Genomic DNA, 16,268 nt, shown 5'->3' with positions numbered 1-16,268 from the left:
GCGTTACTGGGCCGCGGGGGCCGCTGCCTGCGACGCGCCGTGCTTGTGTCCGCCGCGATGGCCTGCTGCACCGGACGCAGCCGATGCGCCCGACGCCGCGCCGGCGCCGCGCGCGCCCGACGCGCCTTTCGGCTTGTCGGCCGGAATCGAGATCTTCGAGCCTTCGCGCAGGCGGTCCGAGCCGTCGGTCACCACGCGTTCGCCGAGCGCCACGCCGCTGACGATGCTCGTGCGTTCGCCGTCGACCGGGCCGACCGTGACCTTGCGCACCGTCACCGTGTTGTCGGGTTTCACGACGTAGACGAACTGGCCGATCGAGCCCGTCAGCACGGCGGAGGTCGGCACGATGATCGCGTTGCGCAGCACGTCGACGAGCAGCCGCGTGTTCACGAACTGATTCGGGAACAGCATGCCTTCCTTGTTGTCGAAATTCGCGCGCAGCTTGACCGTACCGGTGCTCGTGTCGATCTGGTTGTCGAGCGTCGCGAGCGAGCCCGTCTCGAGCGGCACCGTGTTGTTGCGGTTGTAGGCGGTGACCGACAGCTTCCGGCCCGCGTTCATCTGCTTGAGGATCTGCGGCAGGTTGTCTTCCGACGTCGTGAAGATCACGCTCATCGGCTGCAACTGCGTGATCACGACGATGCCGTTGGTGTCGCCCGGCGTCACGTAGTTGCCGGGGTCGACCTGGCGCAGGCCGACGCGGCCCGAGACCGGCGCCGTGATGCGCGCATACGTCAGGTTGAGTTTCGCGGAATCGATCGCGGCCTGGTCGGTCTTCACCGCGCCTTCGTACTGCTTGACGAGCGACGCCTGCGTATCGACGGTTTGCGACGCGATCGAATCCTGCGACAGCAGCGTCTGGTAGCGCTTCAGGTCGAGGCGGGCCGTCGCGAGCAGCGCCGCGTCGCGCGCATGCGTGCCTTCGGCGTTCTCGAGCGCGACCTGATACGGGCGCGGGTCGATCTGCGCGAGCACGTCGCCTTTCTTGACGATCTGGCCTTCCTGGAACGACACCGATTGCAGGTAGCCCGACAGTTGCGTCTTGACCGTCACGTTCGCGAGCGGCGTGACGGTGCCGAGCGCGGACAGCACGATCGGCATCTCGCCCTGCGTCGCGGTGGCGACCTGCACCGGCTGCGGAACGTTCGCCATCGCGGCGGGGCCGCCGCGGCCGCGATGGCCGCCCGCGGCGCTCGCGCCCATGCCTTTCGCCGTGCTGCCTGCCGCCGGCGTGCGGTTCCACGGGTGCCACCACAGCAGGCCGCCGATGACGACGGCCGCGACCGTGCCGATCAGCAACGTGCGGCGCGGGCGCCGGGCGGCGGCGGGCGCGGGGTCTTTCGAAGGGGGCGTGGGCTTTTGTTCGTTATCCATCGTGTTCTGTCAGGAAGACGGCGCGGCGGGCCGGAAATCGGACTGCTCGGCTGCGCGTGGGCGTGCGGAAGACGCGACGGGGCGGCCCGGCTCGGTCCGGGGCCCCGCCGATCCGCACGGGAAAGAGCGGTGCGCACCGCGAGTGCGGCGCGACGATGGGCATGATCCTACGTGCCGTCCCCGTTACAGTCCAGCGGTCTATCTTTCAACGGGTTACGGTCGTTACAGAACGCGACACGGCGATGACGAAACGATTACACGCCGACGCGCCGGGCCGGCGCGCCGCCGATCTCGCGCGTGATTTTCGCGATGCACTCCTGCAGCGCGGGCACGACGTGTTCCCGCAGCCATTCGGGCGGACACTGGTGCGACGCGCCGCCGCAATTCACCGAATAGCGCTGACCCGACGGGCCGACGAAACCGGCCGCGACCGCGTTCAGCCCCTCGCGCCATTCGCCGATCGCGATCGCGTGGCCGTCGCGCATCGCTTCGTCGAGCGCGGGCGTCAGGCGGGCGGACACGTGTGGCCAGTCGTCGCCGGCGGTGGTGCGCAGCGACTCGAGCAGCAGGCGGCGCTCGTCGTCCTCGAGCGCGGCGAGATACGCGCGGCCCACGGCCGTGCGCGCGATGTCCATCCGCGAGCCGATCTCGAGGCGCGTGACGAGCACGGCCGAGCGCGGGCGGATCACGTCGATCGCGACCATGTCGAGCCGGTCGCGCACCGCGAGGTGCACGGACAGCGACGTGCGTTCGGCCAGTTCGATCATGAACGGCCGCGAACGCGCGCGGATGTCGAAGTTGCGCAGGAAGCCGTGGCTCAGTTCGAGCACCGACGCGGTGAGCACGAAGCGCTCGCTGTCGGGCAACTGAAACAGGAAGCCGGCGCTGACGAGTGTGGCGGTGATGCGCGAGACGGTCGGCTTCGGGATGCCGGTCAATTCGGTCAGCTCGCGGTTGCTGACGGGCGCGTCGGCAGCCGCGATGCGGCGCAGCACGGCGAGGCCGCGGGCGAGGGCGGTGATTTCGTCGGGCGACGATTCACGGTCCCGCGACGCGGGAGAGGTTACAGGTGTCGACACGAGGGATTCTCTCTAATTCCGAAACTCGATTTCAATTTTGTTGGTATTGTAGGACTATTGTCAAAGCATGCATGTTCCGCGGGAGAACCGGTCATTGGATGAGATTTTACGGGTTCACCCTTGGTTTATTAGGAAAACGCTCAAATGAGCGTTGCCGGAAAGTGCATGAGCCGGTGCAAATACCGCTTGACTTGTCGGGCGGAAACGGAAAGAATGTCTCACGTTTTCGAAACATCGTTTCAAGAGTTTAACCGGCAACGATGTTTCGCGCAGTCTCTCAGGTTCTAGCACGGCCCTCGGAATGGCTAGAACTTTTTTAGCGCCACGGTCTCCGTGGCGCTTTTTTTTGCCTGTCTTTCCGACCGTCCGCCCGGACGCGTCAGGCCCGTATTATCCTCCGATCGCCGCAAACGCCTGTCCACGGTCGCATCGCGCCCGCCTGCCCGCGCGATGCGCGCCGCGCTCGCGCTCGTTTCACGCAAAAAAAAGCGCGATGCCCGCAGTGGGCATCGCGCATGAAACGGCGTGGAGCGCCGACGAATGAACGGTGATCGAAGAAAGAACGCCCGGCCGGGAGGCCGGGTCAGGGACGCCCGGTCAGGGACGCCCGGTTAGGGACGCCCGGTCAGGGCGCCCTGCAACGCGCAACGTCCCCGCGCGCGACGGTCAGCCCTTCGCGAGCTTGATGCTGGTCTGCTCGGCCGTCAGGTAACCGACGCTGGCGCCGAAGCGGTCCTTGTAGTTCGCGCGCACGAGCGGGTCGAGCGTCGGCTTGACCTTGTCGTGCAGCGGCGATTCCCAGTCGCCGGCGTGCTGGAAGTTGCTCATGATGTAGGTCCAGCCGTTGATCTCGTCGACCGCGTGCAGGCCCGTCGATTCGGCGCCGGCCGGGCACGACAGCACGCGCGCGAGCGACTTCGTGTCGACGTTGTAGGCCCACAGGAAGTTGTTCACGTGCATGCCCGAGTCTTCACCGATGAACAGCGTGCGCAGCTTTTCGGAAAACTTCAGGTTGTCCGGATTCGCGATCTTGTCCGGGTTCGCGAGGTTGCCGAGCGCGTCGGCCGCGGCGAGATCCTCGCCGACGAGCGCGGCCGGCGCGCCCATGTCGACCGGCACCCATTCGCTGTCGATCGCGCCGCCCGTCGTGTCGCGCTGGCCCGCCTTCAGGTTCAGCGCGTAGACGGCGCCCGCGGCGATCTTCTTGTCGAGCGCGACGTCGCGCGACACCGCGTTGCCCTTGACCATCGACGTCTCGATCCGCGACATCGCCGTGTAGACGATCTTGTCCTTCGCGTTCACGGTCGTGCCTTCGAGCTTCGTGAACGCCATGCTGCCGCCGAGCAGCGCCGCGTAGCGGTGCGTCTCGAGGAACGCGGCCGCCTTTTCCATCCCCGGCTTCACGCGCATCCAGTTGAACTTGCCGCCGAAGTGGATCTTCGTGTAGCTCGCATCGTTCGGGTCGACGGTCACCAGGTCCATGATGTCCGACGCCTTCAGCGTGTTCGCGAGCGCTTCGATCTCGCTGCTGGTCGCGTGGCCGATCCTGATCCACGTGAGCGTCGCGGTGCCGGCGCCGGCCGACGACGTCTGCGTCCACTTCGCGACGTACAGCGTGCCGGCCGACAGGTCGGCCGCCTTGTCGGCGACGAACATGAACAGGCCGCCGTTGGTCGCGTCGTCGCCCATCATCACGGTGCGCTGGTCCGGCATCACCTGGATCAGCTCGTGCGAGATGCGGCCGAGGCAGTAGTGCTTCTTCACGGTGCCCGTGCCGTCCGGATTCACGGTGATCTCGGGCAGGTGACCGTAGTGATAGGGGTTCGCCTTCGTCTCGTCGCCGAACGTGTTCTTGCTGAACGCCTTGAACTGCGCGTCGGTCGCGGCCTTCGTCGCGTCCGGCTCGTATTCCTCGCTCGACAGGTGCGTGCCCCACGGCGACAGGCTCGCGCCGCACGTGATCCACAGGCCGTGTGCGCTCGACGTGTCGACGTTGTGATACTTCACGAGCTTCAGCGCGCCGGTGGCCGGGTCCTGGTCGAGCGTGAGCACGGCGATCGGCGACGGCAGCTGGCCGTACTGCGACGCGCTCGCCTGGTCGCGCGTCGTGTATTCGAACTGCACGACCGCGAACACCGTGTTGCCCTTCGCGCCGGGCACGTTCGCGTTCTTCAGCGTCAGCAGCGAGCTGCCGTCCGGGCAGTCGGAATAGAACTGGCGCTCCTTGCCGGCCACCGAGCGGTCGATGATCGGCTGGTTGTTGATGTCGTAGTAGCCGCCCGCGAGCGTCGTGCCGCCCTTGCCGTCCGGCACCATGTCGCCCGTCACGAAGAACGGCTTGTACGCGAGCTTGAAGTTGCGCGACGAGCCGTCCGAGAACGACACCGACAGCGTTGCGCCGACCGTCGTCGTCGCCATCGCGGCCGCGTTGTCGAGCGTCGGCGCGGCCATCGCCGAGAAGGCCGCCGACGTATAGGCGGCGGCGACCGGCGTCGACGCGGGATCGTCGTCGCCGCCGCAACCCGTCAGCAGGGCCGGCAGCGCGAGGCCGGAAAGGGGAAGCATCGGCGCGCCGGCGAGGATCTTCAGGGCCTGACGACGGGAAGCATTGGGCAACGCGGGCATGTGGAGTCCAGTTTCGGTTGTTGGAAACATGGCCTTCGCGATGCAGGCGTACGGCAAGCAATGCGAAGGCAAATTGAAAACTGGACGGAAGTGTAGGGACGCTAGATGAAAGTTTTTTGAATCGAGAACGTAATGGTGTGTCGGGCGTCCGTCAGGTGAACGGACGGACGCCGGTCGCAAGCGTTTGCGCTCAGTCGCGCTCGGGCGTGGCCGAGATGCGGTGGATCGACAGGTCGGCGCCGTCGAATTCCGCTTCGCGATCGAGACGCAGGCCGACGGTCGCCTTCAGCGCGCCGTAGACGAGCGTGCCGCCCGCGGTCGCGATCGCGATGCCGGCGAGCGTGCCGACGAGCTGCGACAGGAACGACACGCCGCCGAGCCCGCCGAGCGCGGGCAGCCCGAACACGCCGGCCGCGAGGCCGCCGAGCGCGCCGCACATCCCGTGCAGCGGCCAGACGCCGAGCACGTCGTCGATGCGCCAGCGGTTCTGCACGCAGGTGAACATCGCGACGAACAGCGCACCGGCCGCGGCGCCCGTGACCAGCGCGCCGATCGGGTGCATCACGTCGGAGCCCGCGCAGACCGCGACAAGGCCCGCGAGCGGCCCGTTGTACGTGAAGCCCGGGTCGTTGCGGCCGGCCACCCACGCGGCGAGCGTGCCGCCGACCATCGCCATCAGCGAGTTCACCGCGACGAGGCCGCTGATCTTGTCGAGCGTCTGCGCGCTCATCACGTTGAAGCCGAACCAGCCGACCGCGAGCACCCATGCGCCGAGCGCGAGGAACGGGATGTTCGACGGCGGGTGCGCGGCAATCCGCCCGTCCTTCGCATAGCGGCCGTGGCGCGCGCCGAGCAGCAGCACGGCCGGCAGCGCGACCCAGCCGCCGAACGCATGCACGACGACCGAGCCCGCGAAGTCGTGGAACGGCGCACCGAATGCGTGCGCGAGCCAGGCCTGCACGCCGAAGCGCTCGTTCCACGCGATCCCTTCGAAGAACGGATAGATGAAGCCGACGATGATCAGCGTCGCGACGAGCTGCGGATTGAACTTCGCGCGCTCCGCGATGCCGCCGGACACGATCGCCGGGATCGCCGCGGCGAACGTCAGCAGGAAGAAGAACCGCACGAGCGCGTAGCCGTTGTGCTGCGACAGCGAGCCGATGTCGTCGAAGAATTCGACGCCGTACGCGATCGTGTAGCCGACGAGGAAATACGCGAGCGTCGACACCGAGAAGTCGACCAGGATCTTCACGAGCGCGTTGACCTGGTTCTTCTTGCGGACCGTGCCGAGTTCGAGAAAGGCGAAGCCCGCGTGCATCGCGAGCACCATGACGGCGCCGATCAACAGGAACAGTGTGTCGACGCCGGATTTCAGACCATCCATGCCGTGGCTTCCTTGCGCAAAAAACGGGCGAGGAACGCAAGTATCGAGCCAAGCTGGTGAATGGCCGCGTGAAATTGGTGCCCGGGCACCGTGCGATGCGGCATGCCGGTGAATCATGCACGGGATCGGGGCGTGGCCGCCGGTCGCCGATCGCTTCGCCGGATGCGCGTTTATGGTGCGATCGTGACGAAATTGGTGCGTATGCCGAATGAAGCGGTGCGCGGCGTGCGCCGCTCACGCACCGATCTGGCGCGTCAGTGGCGCGCGAACAGCGCGGGCGGCCGGCGCAGCCGCAGCGCGCACGCGGACCAGTAGAGGGCGACGGCCGACAGCCCGATCGCGGCGACCGCGAGCGCCGCGAAGCCCGCGAGCGACTGGCCGTCGCCATCGGCGCCGAGAATGCCTCGCGCGACGATCAGCGCGGCCGTCCAGAAACCGATCACGGCCTGGGTGAGCAGGCGCGCGGACGCGATGCGGCGCGGACGCCCCGATTCGGCGAGACGGCGCGCCGACGGCGCGCGCAGGCAGAGGAACAGAGTGGCGGCGAGCAGCGCGGCCAGGACGATGAACCAATCGATGAGGAAAGCCATGACGAAGAAAAAGGGGGCACGTACGAAGTGAATTGAGGCGTGCCCACTTTAGAGGCGTGGCGCGTTCGATTGAATCAGACGAATCCGAAATTGAAAGGCATTTTTAACAACGGGTCGTCATTGGGCCTGTTCCACAGGCGGTATCATCGACACCGGTCCAACCACGAGGTCGCGCCACGTGCGGCCGGAGATTGCTGATGAACATGAAGACATCGCGGGCGCGTCGCGTGCCCGGGTCCGTGCTGGCGGCCGTGGCCGCCGGTGCGCTGCTGTTGCTCGCGGGCTGCGAGAAGTCCGGTACGTCGACCGCGCAACCCGATACGGCCGCGAGCGCGGCCGCCGATGCCGCCAACAACGCGGCCAAGGCGCTCGACCAGGTGGCGAGCACCGTCAATCAACAGATCAACGCGGCGAAGGCCGGCATCGCGTCCGCGGCGTCGGCCGTGCCGCCGTTGTCCGCGAGCGGCCTCGCGTCGGCTGCGCAGGCGCAGATCGACGCGGCGGCGTCCGCGGTCGTCGCGCATGCGGCTTCCGAAGCGGGCGCGAAGATCGCCGAAGCCGGCAAGAAACTCCAGCAGTGGAGCCAGCAGAGCGCCGCCGGGGCGAAACCCGCGAGCGGCGAATGACGCGGGCTTGCACGATCCGCAAAATGTAATTATCATGGTTACACATGTCGCCGGTTGCGGGTCGGGCCGGCGTCGCCGAGTGAGTCAGGAATGAATACCAGCAGCCGGTTCGCGTTTGCCGTTCACGTGCTTGCCTTGCTGTCGATGCAGGAAGGCGTGCCGTTGTCGTCCGACGTCATCGCGGGCAGCGTGAATACGAATCCGGCGCTGATTCGCCGGCTGCTGTCGATGCTGGCGGCAGCAGGGCTGACCACGTCGCAGCTCGGCGCGGGCGGCGGCGCGCTGCTGGCGCGCGAGCCCGGCGAGATCACGCTGCTCGACGTGTATCGCGCGGTCGACGATGCGCAACTGTTCGCGCTGCACCGCGAGGCGCCGAATCCGGCGTGTCTCGTCGGGCGGCACATCCAGGGCGCGCTGACCGGCTATATCGGCGACGCGCAGCGCGCGATGGAAGCGTCGCTCGCCACGCGCACGCTGGTCGACGTGACGACCGACATGCTGGATCGGGAGCAGCGCACGCAGCGGGCGGCGCACGCCGGCGGGTGACCGCGGGCGGGCAGGGCAGGAAGCCGGACGGCGCGTACGCGCGGCGGTCGGCGCAACGGGGGCTTCGCCCCGTTTTTTTCGATCTTATATGTAATTAACTATGTTACATATTTTCTTTTCTGGAGAATCGACATGACGCAACGTTCTTTGAATATCGCGCTGTTCGGCGCCACCGGCATGATCGGCTCGCGCATCGCGGCGGAAGCCGTGCGGCGCGGCCACCGCGTCACCGCGCTGTCGCGCCATCCGGGCGCATCCGGCGACGGCATCACCGCGAAGGCGGCCGACTTGTTCGACGCGGCCAGCATCGCGGCTGCGGTGCCGGGGCATGACGTCGTCGCAAGCGCATACGGCCCTAAGCAGGAAGATGTGGCGCAGGTCGTCGCGGTCGCGAAGGCGCTGGTCGCCGGCACGCGTCAGGCCGGTTTGAAGCGGCTCGTCGTGGTGGGCGGCGCCGGTTCGCTCGAAGTCGCGCCGGGCAAGCAGCTCGTCGACACCGAAGGTTTCCCCGAAGCGTACAAGGCGGTTGCGCTCGCGCATCGCGACGCGCTCGACTACCTGAAGACGGTTGCGGATCTCGACTGGACCTTCTTCGCGCCGGCCGCGCTGATCGCGCCGGGCGAGCGCACGGGCACGTTCCGCACGGGCGTCGGCAAGCTGATCGTCGACGCGCAAGGCAACAGCAAGATCTCGGCGGAAGACTACGCGGTCGCGTTCGTCGACGCGCTCGAGCGGGACAGCTTCGTGCGCGAGATCGCGACGGTCGCGTATTGAGCGGCGCGGCGGCCGGCGGCGACGTGTGAGCGCCGGCCCGCGCGCGGCAGGCAAGCCGCGACGTTCGGCAACGTCAGGCGACGCCACCCTTCGCGGGTGGCGTCGCCTGTTTCGTTTGGCGCGGCGAGCGCGTGGCCGATCGGTATTTACACTGGTCGACGCGCGCGGACACTTTTCATATTGTTCCCCGTTGGGCAGGATGAATAGAATAAATTTCTATCGACGAGGGAATGGAGAAATGGACGCCATCGATCGCAAGCTGCTGGAGCTGCTGCAGACGGATGCCACGCTGCCGATCGCGGAGCTGGCCCAGCGCGTGAACCTGTCGCAGACGCCGTGCTGGAAGCGCGTGCAGCGGCTGAAGGAAACCGGCGCGATTCGTGCGCAGGTCGCGCTGTGCGATGCGCGCAAGCTCGGCGTGGGCACGACCGTGTTCGTCGCGATCCGCACGAACCAGCACACCGAGGAATGGGCGCAGCGCTTCACGCAGGCGGTGCGCGACATGCCGGAAGTGGTCGAGGTCTACCGGATGAGCGGCGAGACCGATTACCTGCTGCGCGTCGTGGTGGCCGGCATCGACGACTACGACCGCGTCTACAAGCAACTGATTCGCACGGTGCCGCTGTTCGACGTTAGCTCGTCGTTCGCGATGGAGCAGATCAAGTATTCGACCGCGCTGCCCGTGCGCGATCTGGCCGAGCCCGCCTGACGGGCGCGCCGCCGCGCCGGCGGCGCCGCTTCATCGGCCGCGCGCCAGCGCGCGTGCGCGTTCGTCGGCCAGCGCGTCGCGGCGCACGAAATCCGCGACGAACGGGCTGGCCGGATGATGGTGCAGCGCATACGGCGTATCCCATTGCGCAAGGTGGCCGTCCTTCATCACGCCGATCCGGTCGGCGATCGCGAACGCTTCCGCCTGGTTGTGCGTGACCAGGATCGCGGTATGACCCGTGTGCTTCAGGATGTCGCGCAGCTCGAACGCGAGCCGCTCGCGCGTATCGACGTCGAGATTCGAGAACGGCTCGTCGAGCAGCAGCAGTTCCGGCGACGGCGCGAGCGCGCGCGCGAGGGCGACGCGCTGCTGCTGGCCGCCCGACAGTTCGTGCGGATAGGCGTCGCCGGAATCGGCGAGGCCGACGAGGTCGAGCATCTCCGCGACGCGCAGGCGCCGTTCGGCCTTCGGCATGCGCCGCAGGCCGAACGCGACGTTGTCGGCCGCGCTCAGGTGCGGGAACAGCGCGTAATCCTGGAACATCATGCCGATGCGCCGCCGCTCCGGCGGCACGTCGAGCGACGGCGCCGCGACGGGCGTGCCGTCCAGCACGATGCGTCCCATGCGCACGGGCTCGAAGCCGGCGATCGCGCGCAGCACGGTGGTCTTGCCGCAGCCGGACGCGCCGAGCAGGCAGCCGATGTCGCCGCGCGGCAGCGCGAGGCTCAGGCCGTCGACCACGGTGCGGCGGCCGTGCGGCGTGTCGTAGGCGACGCAGAGGTCGTCGAGTTCGAGCAGGTTCACGGTGTCAGGCTCCGATCTTGTGGCGGGTGCGGGCGAGCAGGATCACGGGCACGAGCCCGGCCAGCACGATCGCGAGCGCGGCGACCGCGCCTTCTTCATAGGTGCCGCGCGCGGCTTCCGCATACAGCCAGGTCGCGAGCGTGTCGAAGTTCAGCGGGCGCAGCAGCAGCGTGGCCGGCAATTCCTTCATCGCGTCGACGAACACCAGCAGCGCGCTTGTCGTGAGCGCGGGCCGCAGCAGCGGCAGGTGGACGCGGCGCAGCGTGCCGCCCGCCGTCTCGCCGAGCGAGCGCGCGGCCTGTTCGAGCGACGGCGGAATGCGCGCGAGGCCGGCCTCGATGCCGCCGGCCGGGATCGCGAGGAAACGCACGGTATAGGCGATCACGAGCGCGGTGGCCGAGCCCATCAGCAGCAGCGCGTCGCGGCCGAGCGCCGCGCCGAACAGGCGGTCGGCCGCCGCGAACGGCATCAGCAGGCCGATCGCGAGCACGGTGCCCGGCACCGCGTAGCCGAGGCTCGCGATCCGCGCGCACAGGCGGGCAGGGCCTGCCCGGGCGCTGTCGCGCTGCGCGCGGGCGGCCCACGCGACGACGAGCCCGCACGCGAGCGTCGCGGCGGTGGCGGCGCTCGCGATCGTCAGCGTGTTCGCGAGCCCCGTCATCAATTGCGCGGATACGCCGCCGACGAGGTGCAGCCGCTTGGCCGTTTCGACCGCGAGGTACGCGGCCGGCGCGCCGAAGCCGAGCAGGACCGGCAGCCAGCCGAGCACCGCGGCGGCGAGCGCGGCCGAGCCGGTCAGGCGGCGCGGCGCGATCGGCCGCATGCGCCGGCCGTGCGCGTAGCGCTGGCGGCGGCGTCCGTAGCGTTCCAGCGCGATCATGCCGACGACGATCGCGAGCATCGCCAGCGCGATCTGCGCGGCGCCGGCGAGATCGGAGCGCGTGATCCACGTCGTATAGACGGACACGGTCAGCGTCTGCACGCCGAGAAATTCCGACGCGCCGATATCGTTCAGCGTTTCGAGCAGCGCGAGGCTCACGCCGACCGCGATCGCCGGCCGTGCAAGCGGCACGACGACGCGCCAGAACGTCGCGACGCGGCCGGCGCCGAGCGTGCGCGCGGCTTCGAGCAGGCTCGCGGACTGCGTGACGAACATCGCGCGCGTGCTCAGATAGACGTACGGATACAGCACGAAGCCGAGCACGAAGATCGCGCCGGGCAACGAGCGCAGGTCGGGCAGGCGGAACTGGCGCGGGCTGTCGAAGCCGAGCAGCCAGCGGATCGCGCCTTGCACGGGGCCGATCGGATGCAGCAGGTCGAGATACGCGAACGCGACGATGTAGGTGGGGACCGCGAGCGGCAGCAGCAGCGCCCAGGTCAGGACCCGGCGGCCGGGGAAATCGTACGCGGTGACGAGCCACGCGCAGCCGGTGCCGACGATCGACACGATCGTGCCGACGCCGGCGAGCAGCAGCAGCGTGTTGACGAGCGCCTGCGGCAGTACGAATTCGGCGAGATGCCGCCAGTGCGCGAGATCGGCGTCGAACGCGGCGGCCACGAGCACCGCGAGCGGCGCCGCGACCGCCGCGGCGATCGCCAGCGCCGCGATCAGCCACAGGCTGCCCGCGCGCGGCCACAGGCGCGCACGCGGACCGCGCGGCTCGCGCAACGCGCGGGCAGGCGATGCGTCAGTTGTCAAAGCCGACCTTGTCGACGAGTTGGCTCGCCTGCTTGCGATGCTTCGCGATATCCGCGAGCGGCAGCGGGTCGACCTTCAGCGTGCCGAAGCTCGCGATCACCGGGTCGAGCTTCACGTTCGCGCGCACCGGGTATTCGTAGTTCGCCTGCGCATACAGCGCCTGCGCTTCCGGCGACACCAGGTATTCCAGCAGCTTCACCGCATTGGCCTTGTGCGGCGCGTGCTTCGCGACCGTCGCGCCGCTGATGTTCACGTGCGTGCCGCCGCTCTTCGTATTCGCGAACGTCGGACGCACGACCTTGATCGCGTCGCCCCACTTGCGCGCATCGCTGCCGGGTTCCGCATTCTTCATGTGGCCGACGTAGTAGGCGTTCGCGAGGCCGACGTCGCAGATGCCGCCGAGGATGTCGCGCGCGACGTCGCGGTCGCCGCCCGTCGCCTTGCGCGCGAGGTTGGCCTTCACGCCGCGCAGCCATTTTTCGGTCGCGGCTTCGCCGTCATGCGCGATCATCGCCGCGACGAGCGCCGTGTTGTACGGATGCTGGCCCGACCGGATGCAGACCTTGCCCTTCCATTTCGGATCGGCGAGATCCTCGTAGCGGAACGCATCGACCTTCAGGTCCTTTTCGACGTACAGCACGCGGTCGCGCAGCGACAGTGCGTACCAGTCGCCGTTCGCGCCGCGCAGGTTCGCGGGAATCGCATCGTCGAGCGCCTTCGAGCGCACCGGCTGCGTGACGCCGCCGTCGACGAGGTCGAGCAGGTTGCCGACGTCGACCGTCATCAGCACGTCGGCCGGCGATTGCGCGCCTTCCGCCTTCACGCGCTCGAGCAGGCCATCCTTCACGAACACCGTGTTGACCTTGACGCCGCTCTGCTTCGTGAACGCGTCGATGAGCGGCTGGATCAGCTTCGGCTCGCGGGTGGTGTACAGGCTCACTTCCTCGGCTGCCTGGGCAAGCGGCGCGAAGGCGGCCGCGGCCAGGACGAGGGCGCCGGCGAGCGGCAGCAGGCGGGTGCGCGGATTCGACATGGAGACTCCGGTGGGGCAGGTGGACGAGGGAGCGTTCCGGGGCGCGCCTGCCGCCCGAGCGACCCGGAACATTACAAAGTGAAAGATTCTGGATTCTAAATCGAAATGGGAATGATTAACAAACGAAAGCTTGTGGAAAGCAGGGGAGAAGCCGGGGACGGAGACCGGCGAACGGGGCGGCCCGGCGCGGGCGCAAGCGCGTAGAATGCCCGCTTCGAGGAATTTGACGGAGCGGCACCGACCATGAACGATCAGCGCAAGAAGAACCCTGTCCGCAACGTGAGCATCCTGATCGTCGTGGCCGTGCTGCTCGTGATCGGGACGATCCTGTACAACGCGATTTCGCAGAAGCACGCGTACGACGAGGCCCATCCGGCCGAGGCCGCGAGCGCGGCGTCGCACTGACGTGCCGGTGCGCGGCCCGCTCGGGTCGCGCGCGCGGCAGGCAAACGGCGTCGATTCGCGGCTTCCGGTGCGACGGGCGCCGTGCGGAACCGGGTCAGCGGAAGGCGCGCCGAAACCGGCGCGCCGTATCGACAGGTCGGCCGTGCGTCAACGTGACGCGGGCGCGAATTTCGGGCGGATCCGCGCGTAGAACACGGACATCCGCGCTCAGGCGGGCAGGCGGATCACGCTCGCGTCCTTGCGGATCAGCAGCGACGACGCGAGCATCTGCTTGCACTGGTGCGCGAGCACCTTCAGGTCGTGCGTGAGCTCGGCGCCGACCGCAGCGGATCTTTCCGCGGACACGACCATCGCATCGAGATCGCGCGTGATCTGCTTCGACGCTTCGAGCTGGTCGGCCGGCGGCGGCTCGCCGGCTTCGGCCTTCTCGAGATTGTCGAGCACGGCGGCCAGGCCGCGCTGCAGCGCGTCGTCGTGCACGAGCCCGCCGTCGGCCGCGCACGCGCTGCGGATCAGCGGCGCCGCAGCCGTGATCTGCGCGCCGAGCACGTGCGTCTGCACGAGCAGGTCGTTCAGTTCGGGCACGAAGCGCTGGTGCGCCTTCGGCTCGATCATCATCCGCTGGAACGCCTGCCCGAGGTTCGCGAACGCGATGTGCACGTCCTTGCGGGCGAGCCGGTAGCGGTAGTCGTCGTCGAGGCTGGCCGCCGGAGATTCGATCGCCGCGGCGACGCCCGCGACGACGGCGGCACCGTCGGCGGCTGGCACCGTCGGCGGCGACATGCCGCGCCCGGCGCGCCACACGGCCTCGAAATACTTGCGGGTGGAGCTCAGCATGTCGGTGACGAGCTTGCCCATCAGCCGGTATTCCCAGTACGGGAACAGCCGGCTCGCGGCGATCGCGATCATGCAGCCCACCACCGTGTCGATCGCGCGCTCGCCGATGATCCGCATGCTGCCCGGCGCGAGCAGGTGGAACATCAGCAGCACGTACGACGACGTGAACACGACACTCGCCGCATAGTTGAACAGCAGCAGGCTGTAGCTCATCATCATCGACCCGAACATGATCGCGATCAGCAGGTGCGTGTCCTTCACCGTGTAGATCAGCGCGACGCTCGCCGCGCAGCCGATCAGCGTCCCGACGATACGCGCCGCGTTGCGCTGCTTGGTCAGCGAGTAGCCGGGCTTCAGGATGATGATGGTCGTCATCACGATCCAGTATGCGTTGGTGAGCGGCAGCAGGCGCCCGATCCAGAAGCCGACCGCCACGGCGATCGTCACGCGCAGCGCGTGGCGAAAGCTCGGCGAACGCATGTTCAGGTTCGAGAAGATCAGCAGCGGCGACAGGCGGCGGCGCTGCAGGAAGCGCGTGAGCGCCTTGTCGATCTTCAGTTCGGTTTGCTGCGGATCGGCGCGGCCCGACAGGTTGCGGCGCATCCGGTCGATCAGGCGCGTCGCGCTCCAGATGCGCCGGAACGTCGCGACCACGGCCGCATAGGCTTCCGCGTGGGTGGCCGCGAAGTTCTTCTTGCGCATCAGCTCGATCTCGTACTCGATCGCGCGCAGCTCGGCCTTCACGCTGATGTGCGAATGCGGCGCGCGGTTTTCGAGCACCGCGAGGCCGACCTCCTCGAGATCGGCCGCGGCCTTGCGGATCAGGTCGCGGTAGAAGATGATCAGGTCCGTTCCGCCGAACGTGTTGCGCACGAGCGGGTAGTCGGTGTGCGCGCCGACGAACAGCTCGTGCAGATCGACGCTGTTGATGAACAGGTTGTACATCGTCGTGCGGCCGGGATCGAGCTTGCCGCGCCGCAGCTTCGGCAGGTTGCGCAGCACGATGTCGCGCGCGGTTTCCTGCGTTTCGACCGCGGTGATCTGCCGGGCGACGAGATTGCGGTAGCACTCGTCGAGATCGGCGTCGAGATCGTAGAACTGCGCGCGCGCGAGCAGATAGTCGGCGCAGGCGAACAGGCTTTCGGCCAGCGCCTGCTGCTCGATCCGGCGCGCCTGCCACTGCGACACGAGCGTGGCCCAGTACGTGTACCAGAGGCCGCCCGCGAGAATCCAGCCGGCGTTGACGAACGCCTGCAGCGGCGTGAACTTCTCCTCGAGCGTCATCACCATCATGAACAGCGTCGCGAAGCTGATCTGCGGCCAGCGGTTGCCGTAGACGACGATCAGCGACAGCACGAACGTGAGCGGCACGATCGTGAGCCACAGCGCGAAGATGTTCGGTGTCGCGAGGCCGGTGGCGAGCGCCGCCAGGAAACCGATCACGCTGCACGCGAGCATTTCGTTGTGCTTGTACTTGAGCGGGCCCGGCATGTCGACGACGCACGCGCCGAGCGCGCCCGTCGAGATCGTGAAGCCGAGCTCGCGGTTGTGAAACACGATCAGGCACAACACGGCCGGCAGCGACACGCCGACCGCGATGCGCAGGCCGCCGAAAAAGTACTGGCTGTAGAAAAACTTTCTGATTTCGACCGAATAGCGCATCGATGGGCTGAATGGCAGACGAAGACGCCCGGGGGCGGCGTATTGACTGGCGACGAGTCTATCGTATTTCGCGGTTCGCAAAAGCTGGCTTTCCGGCCGAGGTTCGCGGCGGCGGCCCATT

General features: G+C 68.0%; 14 protein-coding genes. 5 read left to right on the top strand and 9 right to left on the bottom strand.

What is annotated here, in order from left to right:
- Window positions 1-3 precede the first annotated feature (3 nt).
- The 5 genes from LGN10_RS04260 to LGN10_RS04240 form a co-directional block, all read right to left on the bottom strand.
- Window positions 4-1,374, bottom strand: a complete 1,371-nt coding sequence (locus LGN10_RS04260; RefSeq protein WP_060965788.1) for an MdtA/MuxA family multidrug efflux RND transporter periplasmic adaptor subunit — start codon at window positions 1,372-1,374, stop codon at window positions 4-6.
- A 254-nt stretch (window positions 1,375-1,628) separates the two neighbouring features.
- Window positions 1,629-2,453, bottom strand: coding sequence for an IclR family transcriptional regulator (locus LGN10_RS04255; RefSeq protein ID WP_059573946.1), 825 nt, complete (start codon window positions 2,451-2,453; stop codon window positions 1,629-1,631).
- 666 nt (window positions 2,454-3,119) lie between these two features.
- A complete protein-coding gene (locus tag LGN10_RS04250; protein WP_226221954.1) occupies window positions 3,120-5,078 on the bottom strand; it encodes a PhoX family protein in 1,959 nt (652 codons plus the stop codon).
- Between the two features lie 190 nt (window positions 5,079-5,268).
- The gene (locus LGN10_RS04245) at window positions 5,269-6,462 is read right to left on the bottom strand and encodes an ammonium transporter (protein WP_226221952.1); all 1,194 of its coding nucleotides are present in this window, start codon (window positions 6,460-6,462) and stop codon (window positions 5,269-5,271) included.
- Window positions 6,463-6,716: 254 nt separating this feature from the next.
- Window positions 6,717-7,052, bottom strand: coding sequence for a hypothetical protein (locus LGN10_RS04240; RefSeq protein ID WP_060313383.1), 336 nt, complete (start codon window positions 7,050-7,052; stop codon window positions 6,717-6,719).
- 197 nt (window positions 7,053-7,249) lie between these two features.
- Here LGN10_RS04240 and LGN10_RS04235 point away from each other — a divergent pair, with 197 nt between their 5' ends.
- From LGN10_RS04235 to LGN10_RS04220, 4 genes are all read left to right on the top strand, one after another.
- On the top strand, window positions 7,250-7,678 hold the full coding sequence (locus LGN10_RS04235) for a hypothetical protein (protein ID WP_059573942.1): 429 nt from the start codon (window positions 7,250-7,252) through the stop codon (window positions 7,676-7,678).
- Between the two features lie 90 nt (window positions 7,679-7,768).
- Window positions 7,769-8,224, top strand: a complete 456-nt coding sequence (locus LGN10_RS04230) for an Rrf2 family transcriptional regulator (RefSeq protein WP_059644068.1) — start codon at window positions 7,769-7,771, stop codon at window positions 8,222-8,224.
- A 132-nt stretch (window positions 8,225-8,356) separates the two neighbouring features.
- On the top strand, window positions 8,357-8,998 hold the full coding sequence (locus LGN10_RS04225) for an NAD(P)-dependent oxidoreductase (RefSeq protein ID WP_226221951.1): 642 nt from the start codon (window positions 8,357-8,359) through the stop codon (window positions 8,996-8,998).
- A gap of 238 nt (window positions 8,999-9,236) precedes the next feature.
- Window positions 9,237-9,707, top strand: coding sequence for an Lrp/AsnC family transcriptional regulator (locus LGN10_RS04220; RefSeq protein ID WP_059573939.1), 471 nt, complete (start codon window positions 9,237-9,239; stop codon window positions 9,705-9,707).
- A gap of 30 nt (window positions 9,708-9,737) precedes the next feature.
- Here the strand turns inward: LGN10_RS04220 and LGN10_RS04215 are convergent, their stop codons facing one another.
- The 3 genes from LGN10_RS04215 to LGN10_RS04205 are packed head-to-tail and all read right to left on the bottom strand — an operon-like array spanning window position 9,738 to window position 13,243.
- Window positions 9,738-10,511: an ABC transporter ATP-binding protein gene (locus LGN10_RS04215; protein ID WP_059573938.1), complete on the bottom strand. Its 774-nt coding sequence runs from the start codon at window positions 10,509-10,511 to the stop codon at window positions 9,738-9,740.
- A gap of 4 nt (window positions 10,512-10,515) precedes the next feature.
- Complete coding sequence (locus tag LGN10_RS04210; protein WP_413227133.1) at window positions 10,516-12,210, bottom strand: ABC transporter permease; 1,695 nt, start codon at window positions 12,208-12,210, stop codon at window positions 10,516-10,518.
- Window positions 12,200-13,243, bottom strand: coding sequence for a Fe(3+) ABC transporter substrate-binding protein (locus tag LGN10_RS04205; RefSeq protein WP_059644079.1), 1,044 nt, complete (start codon window positions 13,241-13,243; stop codon window positions 12,200-12,202). Before LGN10_RS04205 ends, LGN10_RS04210 begins: the two co-directional genes overlap by 11 nt.
- Window positions 13,244-13,486: 243 nt before the next feature.
- Here LGN10_RS04205 and LGN10_RS04200 point away from each other — a divergent pair, with 243 nt between their 5' ends.
- Window positions 13,487-13,648 carry a hypothetical protein gene (locus LGN10_RS04200; protein WP_006476417.1) on the top strand — a complete coding sequence of 54 codons (162 nt, stop codon included), beginning with the start codon at window positions 13,487-13,489 and terminating at the stop codon, window positions 13,646-13,648.
- Between the two features lie 207 nt (window positions 13,649-13,855).
- On the opposite strand, the gene LGN10_RS04195 is transcribed toward LGN10_RS04200, so the two are convergent.
- Window positions 13,856-16,147, bottom strand: a complete 2,292-nt coding sequence (locus LGN10_RS04195; RefSeq protein WP_226221949.1) for an FUSC family protein — start codon at window positions 16,145-16,147, stop codon at window positions 13,856-13,858.
- Between the last annotated feature and the right edge of the window lie 121 nt (window positions 16,148-16,268).

The sequence above is a fragment of the Burkholderia sp. AU32262 genome (genome assembly GCF_020419985.1).
GTDB classification, from domain to species: Bacteria; Pseudomonadota; Gammaproteobacteria; order Burkholderiales; family Burkholderiaceae; genus Burkholderia; species Burkholderia semiarida.
This window is presented reverse-complemented; position numbering and strand designations above follow the sequence as displayed.